Genomic DNA, 13,959 nt, shown 5'->3' on the forward strand with positions numbered 1-13,959 from the left:
GCCGGGAGCGCCCGCTCGACCGGCGCAGACGACCGTGGCCCGTCCGGATCTCCGGACGGGCCACGGTCGTGCGGGGGGTGGGGCCGGTCAGCGGCCCTGGTTCGCGACCGCCGCGGCGGCCTCGGCGGCGGCCTCGGGGTCGAGGTAGCGGCCGCCCTTCGTGACGGGCTTGAGGTCCTCGTCGAGCTCGTAGAGCAGCGGGATGCCGGTCGGGATGTTGAGCGCGGCGATGTCCTCGTCGGAGATGCCGTCGAGGTGCTTGACGATCGCGCGCAGCGAGTTGCCGTGCGCGGCGACCAGGACGGTCTTGCCCGCCTTGAGGTCGGGGACGACCTCGCCGTCCCAGTACGGCAGGGCGCGCTCGAGCACGTCCTTGAGGCACTCGGTGCGCACGACGGGGGCGTCGGCGTAGCGCGGGTCCGTGTCCTGCGAGAACTCGGAGCCGAGCTCGATCTCGGGCGGCGGGACGTCGTAGGAGCGGCGCCAGAGCATGAACTGCTCCTCGCCGAACTCCTCGAGGGTCTGCTTCTTGTTCTTGCCCTGGAGCGCACCGTAGTGCCGCTCGTTGAGGCGCCAGGACCGCTTCACGGGGATCCAGTGGCGGTCGGCCGCGTCGAGCGCGAGGTTCGCCGTCGTGATGGCGCGGCGCAGGAGCGAGGTGTGCACGACGTCGGGCAGGACGCCGGCCTCCGTGAGGAGCTGACCGCCGCGCTTCGCCTCCTCGGTGCCCTTCTCCGACAGGGCGACGTCCACCCAGCCGGTGAACAGGTTCTTGGCGTTCCATTCGCTCTCGCCGTGGCGGAGCAGCACGAGGGTGTAGGTCATGCCTCCATCCTGCCGCACGGCCCGGCGCCGCGGCACGCGTGTCCCACGTGGTGGTGACCGTCGCCGCGCGGCGTGGGACGAAGGTCCGGCCGTCCCGGGCCGCCCGAGCAGCGCCGCGCCACGGCCGGGGGCGCGGCCGGGAATCAGCGCGCCGTCGCGCACGTTCTCTCCCGCATGCCGATCGACGGAGAGTACGCACCGAGCCCGAGCACCTGGTCCCGCGAGCAGGCGGAGGCCTACGAGTCGTCCGGCGGGACGCGCAGCACGACCATGAACGGGATGCCCGTCGTCGTCCTCACGACGCTCGGGCGCCGCAGCGGCAAGGTCCGCAAGACCCCGCTCATGCGGGTCGAGCACGACGGCGCGTACGCGGTCGTCGCGTCGCTCGGCGGCGCGCCGAAGCACCCGGTCTGGTACCTCAACGTGCTCGCGCACCCGCGGGTCGAGCTGCAGGACGGCACCGAGCGGCACGACTACGTCGCGCGCGAGGTCCACGGCGAGGAGAAGGCGCTGTGGTGGGAGCGCGCGGTCGCGGCCTACCCGCCGTACGCCGACTACCAGGAGAAGACGTCGCGGGAGATCCCCGTCCTCGTGCTGGAGCGCGCGGACGACTGAGCCCGGCGTGACCCCGCGTACCGGTCCGCGCGGTCAGCGCGCCGCGCGGACCTTCTTCGCCTGCGCGTAGACGTCGAGCATCCGGACCGCCGCGACGTCCCACCCGAACCGCTCCCCCGCGCGTCGGGCGCCCTCGCCGAGGGTCGCGAGGCGGGCGTCGTCGGCGAGCAGGTCCGCGAGGACGCGCGCCCAGGTCTCCGGGTCGTGGTCGGGCACGAGGACGCCGGAGACCTGGTCCTCCACCACGGTCCGCAGCCCGCCGACGGCGGCCGCGACCACGGGCGTGCCGCTCGCCTCCGCCTCGGCCGCGACGAGCCCGAACGTCTCGTTGTGCGAGGGGACGGCGACGACGTCGGCCGCCCGGTACCAGCGCACGAGCTCGTCGCGCGGGACGGGCGGGCGCACGACGAGCCGGTCGCTCACGCCCACCTGGTAGGCGAGGGCCTCGAGCTCGCGGACCGCCGTCGGGCGGCCGCTGGGGCCGCCGAGCACGACCAGCGTCGGCACGGGCACCCCGCGCGCGGCGAGGACGCCGAGCGCTCGGACGAGCACGTCCGGGCCCTTGAGCGGCTGCACGCGCCCGGCGAAGAGGACGAGGCCGCCGTCCGCCGGCAGGCCCAGGTCGGCCCGCAGCGCGCGCCGCCGCTCGCGGCGCGCCCGGGCGTCGCCGGTCGTGGCGCCCGGCGCCGGGGAGAACAGCTCGAGATCGACGCCCGGCGGCACCACGTGCACGCGCGCCGGGTCGGCCGCGTAGTCGCGCACGAGGTCCTGCGCCTCCGCGTCCGTGCTGGCGACGAGCGCGTCCGCCTCCGCGACGACCTGCTCCTCGCCGATGATGCGCCCGAGCGGCTCGGGCGCGTCGCCCGGTGCGAGCGCCGCGTTCTTCACGCGCGCGAGCGTGTGCATGGTGTGGACGAGCGGGACGTCCCAGCGGTCGGCGGCGAGCCACCCGACCTGCCCCGAGAGCCAGTAGTGCGTGTGCACGACGTCGTACCAGCCCTCGCGGTGCCGCGCCTCGGCCCGGAGCACCCCGGCCGTGAACGCGCAGAGCTGGCCGGGGAGGTCGTTCTTGTCGAGCCCCTCGTAGGGCCCGGCGGCGACGTGGCGCACCGTCACGCCGTCGGACACCTCGACCACGGGCGGCTGGCTCGACGCCGTCGCGCGCGTGAAGATCTCGACCTGCGTGCCGCGGCGCGCGAGCGCGTGCGCGAGCTCGGTCACGTACACGTTCATGCCGCCCGCGTCGCCGGTGCCCGGCTGGTCGAGCGGCGACGTGTGCACCGAGAGCATCGCGACCCGCAGCGGGTCCGACGGGGCGGGGGCGGTTCCGCCCGGCAGGTCGAGCGTCGTCACGGCGAGTCAGGCCTCCACGACGCACGCCGGGGCCGGGAGCGCGAGCACGTCGAGCACCTGGGCGGCGCCGTCCGAGCGGCGCACGCGCAGGAGCGCGAGGTTCGACGTCGGGGCGTCCGGGCCGGCCGCGGCGGGCCGCTCGACGAGCGGGTCGTCGTCCTGGTTCGCCACGACGACGAGGTCGTGCAGGGGCGCGTCGGGGTCCCCCTGGTCGGCCTCGGCGCCCGACCCCGCGCCGGTCGCGGCCCCGAGGATCGCGAAGTGGCGCGGCCACGCGCCGCCCACGGGCGAGTCGGCGAGGTGGCGCAGCGTGGGCACGCCGCCGTCCGGCCCCGGCTCGACCGCGTGCACCGCGAGCACGTCGGCGCCGCGCACCGCGGCCAGGACACGCGTGCCGTCCGCCGTGACCGCGACGTGCGAGGGGTAGTTCCCGCCGTCGGCCGGGGCGGCGGCGTGCGTGACGTCGTAGCGCGCGACGACGTCATAGGTGCGCACGCCGTCCGGCCCGTCCACCGGGGAGAGCAGGAACAGCGCCGGGTCGAGCTCGCCGACGACGACGAGGTGCCCCGACGGCAGCGCCGCGAGGTGGCGCGGGCCCGTGCCGGGCGGGAAGATCGCGACGACGCGGGCCGTCGAGCCGTCGGGCGCGGCCGGGTCGTGCCGGCGCAGCTCGTCGGTGCCGAGGTCGACGACGAGCACCGCGCCGCTGCCGTCGTCCGCCGCGCCGAGGTCCGCGAGGGGCGCGACGAAGTGCGCGTGCGGCCCCTCCTGGCGGTCGGCGACCGGGCCGGTCCCCGCGTGCCCCTGCCGGCGCGGGCCGGCGTCGGGCGGGCTCGTCTCGAACGCGGCGTCGTCCGTCGTCGGCACGACCGTGAGGAGGCCGTCGCCGTAGTTCGCGACGAGCACGTCACCGCTCACGGCGACGTGGCACGGGTACGAGCCGCCCGTGGCGACCGGGCCGCCCCGAGGGGTGAGGGCGCCGTCGGGCCCGACGGCGAACGCCGAGACGGAGCCGGCCTCCGTCTCCCCCACCGCGTAGAGCGTGTCGCCGTCGAGCGCCAGGAACGACGGCGACCCCGACGCGGCGGCGAGCGTGCCGCCCCCGAAGGAGCCGGTGCCCGCGGCCGGGTCGACGTCGAGCTCGACGCGCCACACGCCCTCCGCGCCGCTCGGGTGCGGGTAGGTGCCGATCCAGAGGGCGCGGGTCGCGGAGGTCATGCCCCGAGCCTAGTTCTCCGCGCGGGTGGCTCGGCACGAGCGCCCCGGCGCACGAGAAGGGCGCCCGGCCGACGTGTCGTCGGCCGGGCGCCCCGGTGCTCGGTGAGACGACGCGTCAGTGCGCGGCGTCGTACGCGGTCTGGATCTCCTGGGAGATGCGCCCGCGGTCGTTGACCGTGTAGCCGTTGGCACGGGCCCACTCGCGGACCTCGGTCGCACGGGCCGAGCCGGACGAACGACCGCCGCCGCTGCGGCGGGCCGGCCGGGCCGAGCTCGTGCGGGACGAGACCTTGCGCGCGTTGCCGACCCACGAGGCAAAGGCGTCGCGCAGCTCTTGGGCATTCTTCGTGCTGAGGTCGATCTCGTAGGAGACGCCGTCGAGTGCGAACGTGACGGTCTCGTCGGCCGCACCCCCGTCGAGATCGTCGACGAGAATTACCTGGACTTTCTGGGCCACTGTGGTTTCCTCACGCTTCACAGGAATTGCTGTCGTCGTCAGGATGCCACCGCGAATGGTGAGCGTCAATTGAACACGCCGCGCCGACGGAACGTGCGCGCCGTACCTGACGGGCAATTCTTGGACGGCGGTCCATCATTTCGGGACGCCGCCCGACGGCCTTCCGCGGAGATCAGGAGTCGTGCGCGGGAGCAGCATTCCCGCGCGCGGCGGATTCCTGTTCCGCGTCGAGGCGCGCCAGCGCGGCGCGCTCGTTGCGGTCCGCGCGCACGATCGCGCGCATCGCGACATAGAAGAGCACGCCGACGCCGATCGACGGGATCAGCGCCGCGAGGGTGGGCCAGATGTCCATGCTGTCGGTCCTAGTTCTCGGCCGCGCTACTGCGCGGGCTTCACGAGCGGGAAGAGGATGGTCTCGCGGATGCCGAGACCGGTGAGCGCCATGAGCAGGCGGTCGATGCCCAGGCCCATCCCGCCGGACGGGGGCATCGCGTACTCCATCGCGGTGAGGAAGTCCTCGTCGATGCGCATGGCCTCCTCGTCACCGGCCGCGGCGAGCAGGGCCTGCGCCTCGAACCGCTGCCGCTGGACCACCGGGTCCACGAGCTCGGAGTACGCCGTCGCGAGCTCGACGCCGCGCACGTAGAGGTCCCACTTCTCGACCTGCCCGCGCACCGTGCGGTGGTCGCGCGTCAGCGGCGAGGTCTCGACCGGGAAGTCCCGCACGAACGTCGGTGCGACCAGATGGTCTCCCACGAGGTGCTCCCACAGGCCTTCGACGAGCTTTCCGTGATTGACGTTCTTCGGGTCGAAGGAGAGCTCGTGCTTGTCCGCGAACGCCCGCAGCGTCTCGACCGACGTCTCGGGGGTGATGTGCTCGCCCAGCGCGTCCGAGAGCGAGTCGTACATCTTCAGCTGGGTCCATTCCCCGCCGAGGTCGTACTCCGTGCCGTCGGCAAGCGTCACGAGCGTGGTGCCGAGAGCGTCCTGCGCGGCGCGCTGGACGAGGTTCTGGGTGAGCACGGCCATCGTGTCGTAGTCGCCGTAGGCCTCGTACGCCTCGAGCATCGCGAATTCCGGCGAGTGCGTGGAGTCCACGCCCTCGTTGCGGAAGTTGCGGTTGATCTCGAACACCTTCTCGACGCCGCCGACGGCCGCGCGCTTGAGGAACAGCTCGGGCGCGATGCGCAGGAACAGGTCGATGTCGAACGCATTCATGTGCGTCTCGAACTGACGCGCGGCGGCACCCTCCGGACGTGTCTGGAGCATCGGGGTCTCGACCTCGACGAAACCGCGCTCCCAGAAGTTCTCGCGGATCGAGCGCACGACGGCGGCACGCAGGCGCACGGTGTCCCGCGCGGCCGGGCGGGCGATGAGGTCGACGTAGCGCTGGCGCACGCGCGCCTCCTCCGAGAGCTCCTTGTGGAGCACCGGGAGGGGACGCAGCGCCTTCGCGGCGATCTGCCACGCGTCCGCGAACACGCTCAGCTCGCCGCGGCGCGAGCTGATGACGCGGCCGTGCGCGAACAGGTGGTCGCCGAGGTCGACGTCGGACTTGAACGCCGCGAGCGACTCCTCCCCGACCACGGCCTGGCTGAGCATGACCTGCAGGCGGTTCCCCTCGCCGTCCTGCAGCGTGGCGAAGCACAGCTTGCCGGTGTTGCGCAGGAACACCACGCGGCCGGCGACGCCGACCTCGTCCTGCGTCTCCTCGCCCGTCTCCAGGTGCGCGTACGCGGCACGGACCTCGGCGATCGTGGTCGTGCGCGGCACCGAGACGGGGTAGGGCTCGTCGCCGCGCGCGAGGATCCGCTCGCGCTTCTCGCGGCGGACCTGCATCTGCTCGGGCACGTCGTCGACGTGGTCCTCGGGCTCGGGCACGGCAGGAGAGGGGGTTCCGGCGGGGGAGGTCACCCCTGGATTCTACCGACGCTCCCGCGTCCCCGAGATAGAGCCGTGGTCGCGCGAGGTAGAGCCGTGGTCGTGACCAGGGCTCTACCTCGCGGGACCGGGCCTCTACCTCGCGGGACCGGGGCTCTCCCTCGGCGGGAGGGTGGGGAGGAGGTCGAGCGCGAGGTCGAGGATCGGGGCCGAGTGGGTGAGCGCGCCGACGGACAGGTAGTCGACACCGGTGCCCGCGACCTCGCGCGCGCGGTCCAGCGTGAGGTTGCCCGTCGCCTCGAGCTCCACCTTCGCCGGGACGCCGTCGGTCCCCTCGCGTGCCCGCACGGCCGCGACCGTGTCGGCGAGCACCGGCGTCGGCATGTTGTCCAGGAGCAGGAAGTCGGCGCCCGCCGACAGCGCCTCGAGCGCCTGCGCCGTGGTGTCGGCCTCGACCTGCACGAGCACGTCGGGGAACGCCTGGCGGATCGCCTCGATCGCGGCGCTCACCGACCCCGCGGCCACGACGTGGTTGTCCTTGACCATCGCGACGTCGTAGAGGCCCATGCGCTTGTTCGTGCCGCCGCCCGCGCGGACCGCGTACTTCTCGAGCGCGCGCAGCCCGGGGGTCGTCTTGCGCGTGTCGAGCACCTGGGCGCCGGTGCCGGCGAGCTCGCGCGCCCAGGCGCGCGCCGCCGTCGCGACCCCCGACGCGCGGCTCGCGAGGTTGAGCAGCGTGCGCTCCGCCGTGAGCAGCACCTGGACGGGACCGGTCAGGGCGGCGAGGACGCGGCCGCGGCCCACGGCCTCGCCGTCGGACGCGACGAACGTCACCTCGACGGGCGGGAGGCCGAACCGCTCCGCGACCTGGCGCGTCACCTCCTCGACCACCACGAGGCCCGCGACGACCCCGTCCGCGCGGGACACGAGGTGCGCGGTCCCGGTGGCCGACGTCGGCACCGTCGCCTGGGTGGTCACGTCGCGCCCGGGCACGGGGCCCAGGTCCTCGTCGAGCGCCCGGGCGACGGTCTCGGCGATCCACGCCGGGTCGAGCCCGGGCTCCACGCGGGACGGGACGGCGGGCGGCGCTCCGCCGTCGGCGGGACGGGCGGGCACGGGCTCGGCAGGGCTGCTCACGGTCCCCCACGCTATCCGCTCGCGTGCCCGCAGCGCGCCGGTGCCCGGCGGCCCCCGGCCGCCGCCCGCCCACGCCGTCGCGCAGGACCGCGGTCGTGCGGGCCCGCGGTCGTGCAGGCCCGCGGTCGCGAGGTCGCGCGCCGCACCTCAGCGGACGAGCAGTGTCCCGTCCGCGCCGAGCGAGACGAGCACGCGCCGCTCCCACGCGGGGTCGCTCGCCGGGAAGTCGGTGCGGAAGTGGCCGCCGCGGCTCTCGGTGCGCAGCGCCGCCGCGGCGGTGAGCGCGGTCGCGACCTGGTGCACGTTCGTCGTCTCCCACTCCGCGGCCTGCGGCTGCGCGACGACGTCGCTCGCCTCGTGCGCGTCGGTGCGGACCGCGGCGAGGCGGGCGGAGGCCGCCGCGAGCCCGTCGCCGTCGCGCAGGACGCCCGGGCCCGCGGACGCGATCGACTGGATGCGCGAGCGCGCGGCCGCCGCCACGAGGGCCGACGGCCCCGGACGGTCGACGGGCTCGCCCACCTCGAGCTCGCCCGCGGCCACGCGCTCCGTGATCTGCCGCGCCGCCCGGTGGGCGAAGACGAGCCCCTCGAGCAGCGAGTTCGACGCGAGGCGGTTCGCGCCGTGCACGCCCGTGCACGCGACCTCGCCGATCGCGTAGAGACCGTCGACGGTGGAGCGACCGTGCAGGTCCGTCACGACGCCGCCCGAGTGGTAGTGCTGGGCGGGCGCCACGGGGACGGGCTCCTCGGTCCAGTCGAGCCCGTTCTCGGCGAGCCGCTCGGTGATCGTCGGGAAGCGCGCCCGCAGGAACTCGGCGCCGAGGTGCCGCGCGTCGAGCAGCACGTGGTCCGAGCCGGTCGCGGCCATCTGCCGCACGATCGCGTGCGCGACGACGTCGCGCGGCGCGAGCTCGGCCATGGGGTGCTGCGCGGGCATGAACCGGTGGCCGTCGGTGTCGAGGAGGATCGCGCCCTCGCCCCGCACGGCCTCGGAGATGAGCGGGAGCTGCCCCTTGGCGCCGAGGCCGAGCCACAGCACCGTCGGGTGGAACTGCACGAACTCGAGGTCGCCGAGCGTCGCGCCCGCGCGCAGCGCCGCGGCGATGCCGTCGCCCGTGGCCTGCGGCGGGTTGGTCGACGAGCGGAACACCTGCCCCACTCCCCCGGTCGCGAGCACGACGGCGCGCGCGAGGACCGCACCGACGCCGTCGCGCGAGCCCTCGCCGCGCACGTGGAGGGTCACGCCGCACGCGCGGGGAGCGCGGTCGCCCGAGCCGTCGGTCGTCAGCACGTCGAGCACGAGCGCGTTCTCGATGACCTCGATGCCCGGGTCGCGGCGCACGGCCTCGAGCTGCGCGACGAGCGCGCGCGAGATCTCCGCGCCCGTGGCGTCGCCGCCCGCGTGCGCGATCCGGTCGGCGTGGTGCCCGCCCTCGCGCGTGAGGGCGATGTCGCCGTTCGCCGCCCGGTCGAAGTTCGCGCCGCGCGCGACGAGCTCGCGCACGCGCGCGGGGCCCTCGGTGACGAGCACCTCGACGGCCGCCGGGTCGCACACGCCGGCCCCCGCGACGAGCGTGTCCGCGAGGTGCGCCTCGGGCGAGTCCTCGGGGTCGAGCGCGGCCGCGATGCCGCCCTGCGCCCAGACCGTCGACCCGGACGACAGCTCGCCCTTGGTGACGAGCAGGACGTGGGGCACGCGCGTGCGCAGCTCGAGCGCGGCGGTGAGCCCGGCGATGCCCGAGCCGACGACCACGACGTCCGCCGTCGTCGTCCACCCCGGTGCGGGGGCGGCGAGGGACCGGGCGAGGTGGGGCGCGGACGCCCCGCCGGCCCGGGTCACGCGGGGCGCACCGCGGAGGCCACGCCGCCGTCGTCGACCGCGCCGCGGAACGGGGCGAACGGCAGGCCGCTCGCCTCGAGGCCGTGGCCCGCGGGCACGAGCCCGGGCTCGTCGGAGAGCTCGACGATGCGGTTCTGCTCGTCCACGAAGACGACGTTCGGCAGGTAGGTGCGCGCGTCGGCGTCGTCGAGCATGCCGTAGGCGATGAGGATGACGACGTCGCCCGGACTCACGAGGTGCGCGGCGGCGCCGTTGATGCAGATCTGGCCCGCACCACGCTCGCCCGGGATGACGTACGTCGTCAGGCGCGCGCCGTTGGTGACGTCCACGACGTCGACCTGCTGGCCCGGGTAGAGGTCCGCGGCGTCGAGCAGGTCGGCGTCCACGGTGATCGAGCCGACGTAGTGCAGGTCGGCCTGCGTCACCGTCGCGCGGTGGATCTTGCCGATCATCATGGGTCGCTGCAGCGACGCCGGACGTCGCGGCGGGCTCGGCGGGGTCTGCGCGGTCACGCGGTTCCTCCAGGTGCGGGGGCACGGCCCGCGGGGTCCGCCGCCCGGGTCGCGGGCGGCACGATCTCGACGGCCGTGTTGTCGATGAGACGCGTGGTGCCCACGCGTGCCGCGACCAGGAGGAGCCCGGGGCCGACGGCGCCGGGCGCCAGGTCCTCCACGGTAGCGGGATCGACGAGCACCACGTAATCGACGTCAACGCCGTCGGTGGCCTCCAGGATTCCCCGCGCGGCGGCGAGCACGGACGGCGCGCCCTCCCCCGCGGCCGCGGCGTCCCGCCCGGCGCGCAGCGCGCGGCTCAGCGCGAGCGCGTGCTCGTGCTCGGCCGGGGAGAGGTACGCGTTGCGCGACGACCGCGCGAGGCCGTCCGCCTCGCGCACGGTCTCGACCGCCAGGACCTCCACGTCGAGGTCGAGGTCGGCGACCATGCGGCGCACCGCGAGCAGCTGCTGCGCATCCTTCGCGCCGAACACGGCGACGTCCGGGCGCACGAGGTGGAGCAGCTTGAGCACGACCGTGAGCACGCCGTCGAAGTGCCCCGGCCGCGACGCGCCCTCCAGCACCGTCCCGATGCGCCCCGACGTCACCCGCACGATCGGGCCGTCGGCCGAGCCCAGGTCGGGGTAGAGCTCGTCGACGGGCGGCGCGAACACGACGTCGACCACCGCGTCCGGGCCCGCCGCGGCGAGCAGCGCCACGTCGGCCGCGACGTCGCGCGGGTAGCGCTCGTAGTCCTCGCCGGGGCCGAACTGCAGCGGGTTGACGAAGTCCGTCACGACGACCTGGCCGTCGGGGCCCGCCTCCGCGCGCGCCCGGCGCACGAGCTCGAGATGCCCGGCGTGCAGCGCACCCATGGTCATGACGACGACGCGGCGACCGTGCGGGTGCTCGGCGCGCCACGCGTCGAGCGCGGTGCGCAGCGCGGCGCGCGTCGTCACGACGGCCGGGGTCCCGGCTGCGGGGGACCCGGCGTCCGGGCGGGGGGTGCTCGTCATGCTCGTCCTTCGTCGTGCGGGTCCTGCGGGTCGGGCCGGTCCTGCTGGTCGTGCCGGTCCTGCGGGTCGGGCGCGGGCGCGTCGAGCGCGTCGAGAAGATCGCGGGCCGCGCGCTCGCCGAGCCGGCCGCCCGCGAGCGCGCGGTGCGTCGCGGCGCGGCTCAGCGCCCGGTACGACGGCGGCACGTCCGCCGCGTCGCTCGTCGCGGCGAGGGCGTCCAGGGCGGCGAGGTGCTCCCGGACGGTGCCGACGTCGCCCCGCGCCACCGGCCCGGTGAGCCCGAGGAGCGCCCCGGCGCCCGCGCCCGTCCCCGACTCGGCACCCGTGTCGGCGCCGCGCGTCGCGCCGTCGAGGGCGGCCGCGAGGAGCGGCGCGAGCGCGCGCCCGGGCTGGTCGACGCCCGCCGCCTCGAGCGCCTGCGCGGCCTGCGCGACGAGCACGACGAGGTGGTTCGCGCCGTGCGCGAGGGCCGCGTGGTAGAGCCCGCGCGACTCCTCGGCGACGACGACCGGCTCCCCGCCGAGCTCGACGACGAGCGCCTGCCCGATCGGCAGGACGGGGCCGGGCGCGGTGACGGCGAACGTCGTGCCCTCGAGCCGCGCGAGGTCGAGCGACGTGCCGGTGAACGTCATGGCGGGGTGCAGCGCGAGCGGGATGGCACCGGCGGCGCGCGCCGGGTCGAGGACCGCCGTGCCGTAGCGGCCCGACGTGTGCACGACGATCTGGCCGGGCTGCCACGCCCCCGTGTCGGCGAGGCCGCGGACCAGGGCCGGGAGCGCGTCGTCGGGCACGGCGAGGAGCACGAGCTCGGCGCGCTCCACGACCTGCGGGACCTCGAGGACGGGCACCCCCGCGAGGAGCGTCTCGATGCGGTCGCGCGACGCGTCGGACACGCCGCTCGCGCCCACGACCGCGTGGCCGACGGCGCGCAGGGCGCTGCCGAGGACCGCCCCGACGCGACCGGCCCCGACGACGCCGACCCCGAGCCGCCCGGGGCGGCGACCGCCGTCCGCGGCGCTCACGCGTTCTCCTCGAGCGGGACGTCGTCGCGGCGCATCCAGAGCTCCGGCCCCGCGTGCGCGCGGGCCTCGCGGGCGCGCTCGGCCTGGGTGTCGAGGAGGCGGGCGGCGTCGCCCGCGTCGAGGTGCCGCACCTGGGGCGAGACCGGCCCGGGCGTCGAGTGCACGGTGAACGACGCGACGTCGAGCCGGCGCTGCAGCGGGCCCTGCTCGAGCCCGAGCGACTGGGTGCGCTCGTGGGGCACGACGACGAGGGTGCGGAAGACGCGCCCGCCGCGCAGCAGGAGGGCGCGGTCGGTGACGCTGAAGCCGTTCCGCCGCCACGCGACGAGGTCCAGGAGGCGCGCACGGCGCGGGGACGCGACGAAGTGCTGCCCGGCGTCGAGACCGGACAGGCCCTCGTCGAGCAGGCCGCGGGGGTCGGGCGTGCCGAGGTCCGGCAGCACGAGCCACAGGGCCGCGAGCGCCTCGTCGCGCGTGCCGACGGGCAGGAGCACGCTCGTGCTGTCCGTCCCGTCGGTGCTGACGCCGTAGCCCGCGACGTTGACGTCGACGCGCCACCAGTCGGGCCCGCGCCAGAACGGGCCCTGCCGCAGCCGCACGGCCTGGACGCGACCGGGCGGGATCGTCTGCGAGCGGGTCTCGAGCAGGCCGTGGCGCAGGCGGATGCCGTCGGGCGAGATGGCGGACCGGAAGCCGAACTCGCCCGTGAACCGGGAGAACAGGAACCCGCCGAAGCCGAGCACGGCGGGCAGCGCGCTGAACAGGATCCCGATCTCGCGCGTGCCGACGACGACGCCCGCGATGCCGAGCACACCGAGGACGAGGCCGACCGTCGCGCCCGACCGCAGGAGCGAGGCGACGAGCCGACCCGGCCCGACGGCAGTCACCGGCTGCTCGGGCGCCTCGGCGACGAACGCCGGCGCGTCCGCCCCGGGCGCCTGGACGTCCCCGGCCGGCGCCCCGACGGCGCCGGGAGCACCCGGGACCGCGGGCGCACCCGGGACGCCGGGCGCCGTCGCGGCGGCCGGGCGCTCGCGCGCGACCCGCAGGCCCGCGGCGCGCGCGAGGAGGTCGTTGCGCAGCCGGTTCGCCTCCGCCTCCTTGAGGAAGCCCAGCTTCACGCCCGAGTCCGCTCCCCCGGCGACCTCGAGCTTGAGCTCCGCGAGCCCGAAGAACCGGGCGAGGAGCGGCTGCACGACGTCGACCGCCTGGAGCCGGTCGAGCCGCGCCTTGCGCTGCTGCCGGAACAGCACACCGGTGCGCAGGTGCACCGACTCGTCGTCGACCGCGTAGCTCGTCATGCGCCACGCGACCGCCGAGTAGCCGAGCCCCACGAGGCCCACCACGAGGATGCCGAGGAGGATCATCCACCAGCGGTCGCCCTCGAGGAGGTTCTCCCCCTCGGGCAGCCCGTTGAGCGTCTGCTGGCCGACGACGACCAGGAGCACCGCGATGACCGTCCAGCCCCGCACGAGCGGGGTGACCGGGTGCACCCGGTGCCACACGAGGTCGTCGGTGGCCGGTGCGTCGTTCACAGGCCCGCCAGCCTCGCCTCGCCGCGCGACGCGAGCCGGTCGCGCAGGCGCTCCGCCTCGGCGGGCTCGAGACCGTCGATCGTCGCGTCGGTCGACGCGGACGCCGTGTGGAGCTGGACCTGGGCGATGCCGAGCTTGCGCGCGAGCGGCCCGGCCTGGACGTCGACGTACTGCATGCGGCCGTAGGGCACGACGACGAGCGTGCGGAACATGATGCCGTGGCGGATCAGGAGGTCGTCGTCACGCTCCGCGTAGCCGATCGCACGGACCTGGCGCGGCACGAGGACGGCCGCCCAGAGGCCCAGGAGCGCGAGCACGCCGAGCACGAGCCACTGCCACCAGTGCGGGAAGAGGATCGCGAGCACGACCACGGCGACGGCCGGGACCGCGAGCGTGATGCCCACGGACAGCAGGCGCGCCGTGACGAGCCGCGGCGACACGCGCGTCCACTCGATGCCGGGCGGGTCGAAGGGGCCGGTGCCGCGGGGGTCCTGGTCCCGTGCAGGGTCGGTCATGCGTCGATTCTCCCATCCCGTCCCGGTGCGGACCGGGTCGTGCACAGGCCCGGGC

General features: G+C 75.7%; 14 protein-coding genes. 1 reads left to right on the forward strand and 13 read right to left on the reverse strand.

Annotated features, from left to right (window positions below; all coding sequences use genetic code 11):
• Window positions 1–87: 87 nt before the first annotated feature.
• Window positions 88–825 (reverse strand): phosphoglyceromutase, encoded by a 738-nt coding sequence (locus BJP59_RS13880; RefSeq protein WP_021482508.1) that lies wholly within the window; start codon window positions 823–825, stop codon window positions 88–90.
• A gap of 174 nt (window positions 826–999) precedes the next feature.
• Here BJP59_RS13880 and BJP59_RS13885 point away from each other — a divergent pair, with 174 nt between their 5' ends.
• A complete protein-coding gene (locus BJP59_RS13885) occupies window positions 1,000–1,440 on the forward strand; it encodes a nitroreductase family deazaflavin-dependent oxidoreductase (protein WP_043653402.1) in 441 nt (146 codons plus the stop codon).
• A gap of 33 nt (window positions 1,441–1,473) precedes the next feature.
• On the opposite strand, the gene mshA is transcribed toward BJP59_RS13885, so the two are convergent.
• From mshA to BJP59_RS13945, 12 genes are all read right to left on the reverse strand, one after another.
• Window positions 1,474–2,730: a D-inositol-3-phosphate glycosyltransferase gene (gene mshA, locus BJP59_RS13890; protein ID WP_194523071.1), complete on the reverse strand. Its 1,257-nt coding sequence runs from the start codon at window positions 2,728–2,730 to the stop codon at window positions 1,474–1,476.
• Window positions 2,731–2,799: 69 nt separating this feature from the next.
• The gene (locus BJP59_RS13895) at window positions 2,800–4,011 is read right to left on the reverse strand and encodes a lactonase family protein (RefSeq protein WP_194521201.1); all 1,212 of its coding nucleotides are present in this window, start codon (window positions 4,009–4,011) and stop codon (window positions 2,800–2,802) included.
• A 115-nt stretch (window positions 4,012–4,126) separates the two neighbouring features.
• Window positions 4,127–4,468 (reverse strand): histone-like nucleoid-structuring protein Lsr2, encoded by a 342-nt coding sequence (locus BJP59_RS13900; RefSeq protein ID WP_021483784.1) that lies wholly within the window; start codon window positions 4,466–4,468, stop codon window positions 4,127–4,129.
• A gap of 172 nt (window positions 4,469–4,640) precedes the next feature.
• On the reverse strand, window positions 4,641–4,820 hold the full coding sequence (locus tag BJP59_RS13905; RefSeq protein WP_021483783.1) for a hypothetical protein: 180 nt from the start codon (window positions 4,818–4,820) through the stop codon (window positions 4,641–4,643).
• Between the two features lie 26 nt (window positions 4,821–4,846).
• Complete coding sequence (gene lysS / locus BJP59_RS13910) at window positions 4,847–6,382, reverse strand: lysine--tRNA ligase (RefSeq protein WP_061269256.1); 1,536 nt, start codon at window positions 6,380–6,382, stop codon at window positions 4,847–4,849.
• A gap of 102 nt (window positions 6,383–6,484) precedes the next feature.
• Entirely contained in the window at window positions 6,485–7,465 is a 981-nt protein-coding gene (gene nadC / locus BJP59_RS13915; RefSeq protein WP_336244633.1) for a carboxylating nicotinate-nucleotide diphosphorylase, read from the reverse strand.
• 168 nt (window positions 7,466–7,633) lie between these two features.
• Entirely contained in the window at window positions 7,634–9,325 is a 1,692-nt protein-coding gene (locus BJP59_RS13920; protein WP_194521202.1) for an L-aspartate oxidase, read from the reverse strand.
• Complete coding sequence (gene panD, locus BJP59_RS13925; protein ID WP_051028700.1) at window positions 9,322–9,780, reverse strand: aspartate 1-decarboxylase; 459 nt, start codon at window positions 9,778–9,780, stop codon at window positions 9,322–9,324. Before panD ends, BJP59_RS13920 begins: the two co-directional genes overlap by 4 nt.
• A gap of 53 nt (window positions 9,781–9,833) precedes the next feature.
• The gene (gene panC, locus BJP59_RS13930; RefSeq protein WP_194521203.1) at window positions 9,834–10,832 is read right to left on the reverse strand and encodes a pantoate--beta-alanine ligase; all 999 of its coding nucleotides are present in this window, start codon (window positions 10,830–10,832) and stop codon (window positions 9,834–9,836) included.
• Entirely contained in the window at window positions 10,829–11,854 is a 1,026-nt protein-coding gene (locus BJP59_RS13935) for a Rossmann-like and DUF2520 domain-containing protein (RefSeq protein ID WP_194521204.1), read from the reverse strand. Before BJP59_RS13935 ends, panC begins: the two co-directional genes overlap by 4 nt.
• Window positions 11,851–13,389: a PH domain-containing protein gene (locus BJP59_RS13940; RefSeq protein ID WP_194521205.1), complete on the reverse strand. Its 1,539-nt coding sequence runs from the start codon at window positions 13,387–13,389 to the stop codon at window positions 11,851–11,853. The genes BJP59_RS13935 and BJP59_RS13940 overlap by 4 nt, the downstream gene beginning before the upstream one ends.
• Complete coding sequence (locus BJP59_RS13945) at window positions 13,386–13,904, reverse strand: PH domain-containing protein (protein ID WP_043660504.1); 519 nt, start codon at window positions 13,902–13,904, stop codon at window positions 13,386–13,388. Before BJP59_RS13945 ends, BJP59_RS13940 begins: the two co-directional genes overlap by 4 nt.
• Window positions 13,905–13,959: the final 55 nt, after the last annotated feature.

Origin of the sequence: Cellulosimicrobium sp. JZ28 (assembly GCF_015327065.1) — a bacterium.
Lineage (GTDB): Bacteria > Actinomycetota > Actinomycetes > Actinomycetales > Cellulomonadaceae > Cellulosimicrobium > Cellulosimicrobium funkei.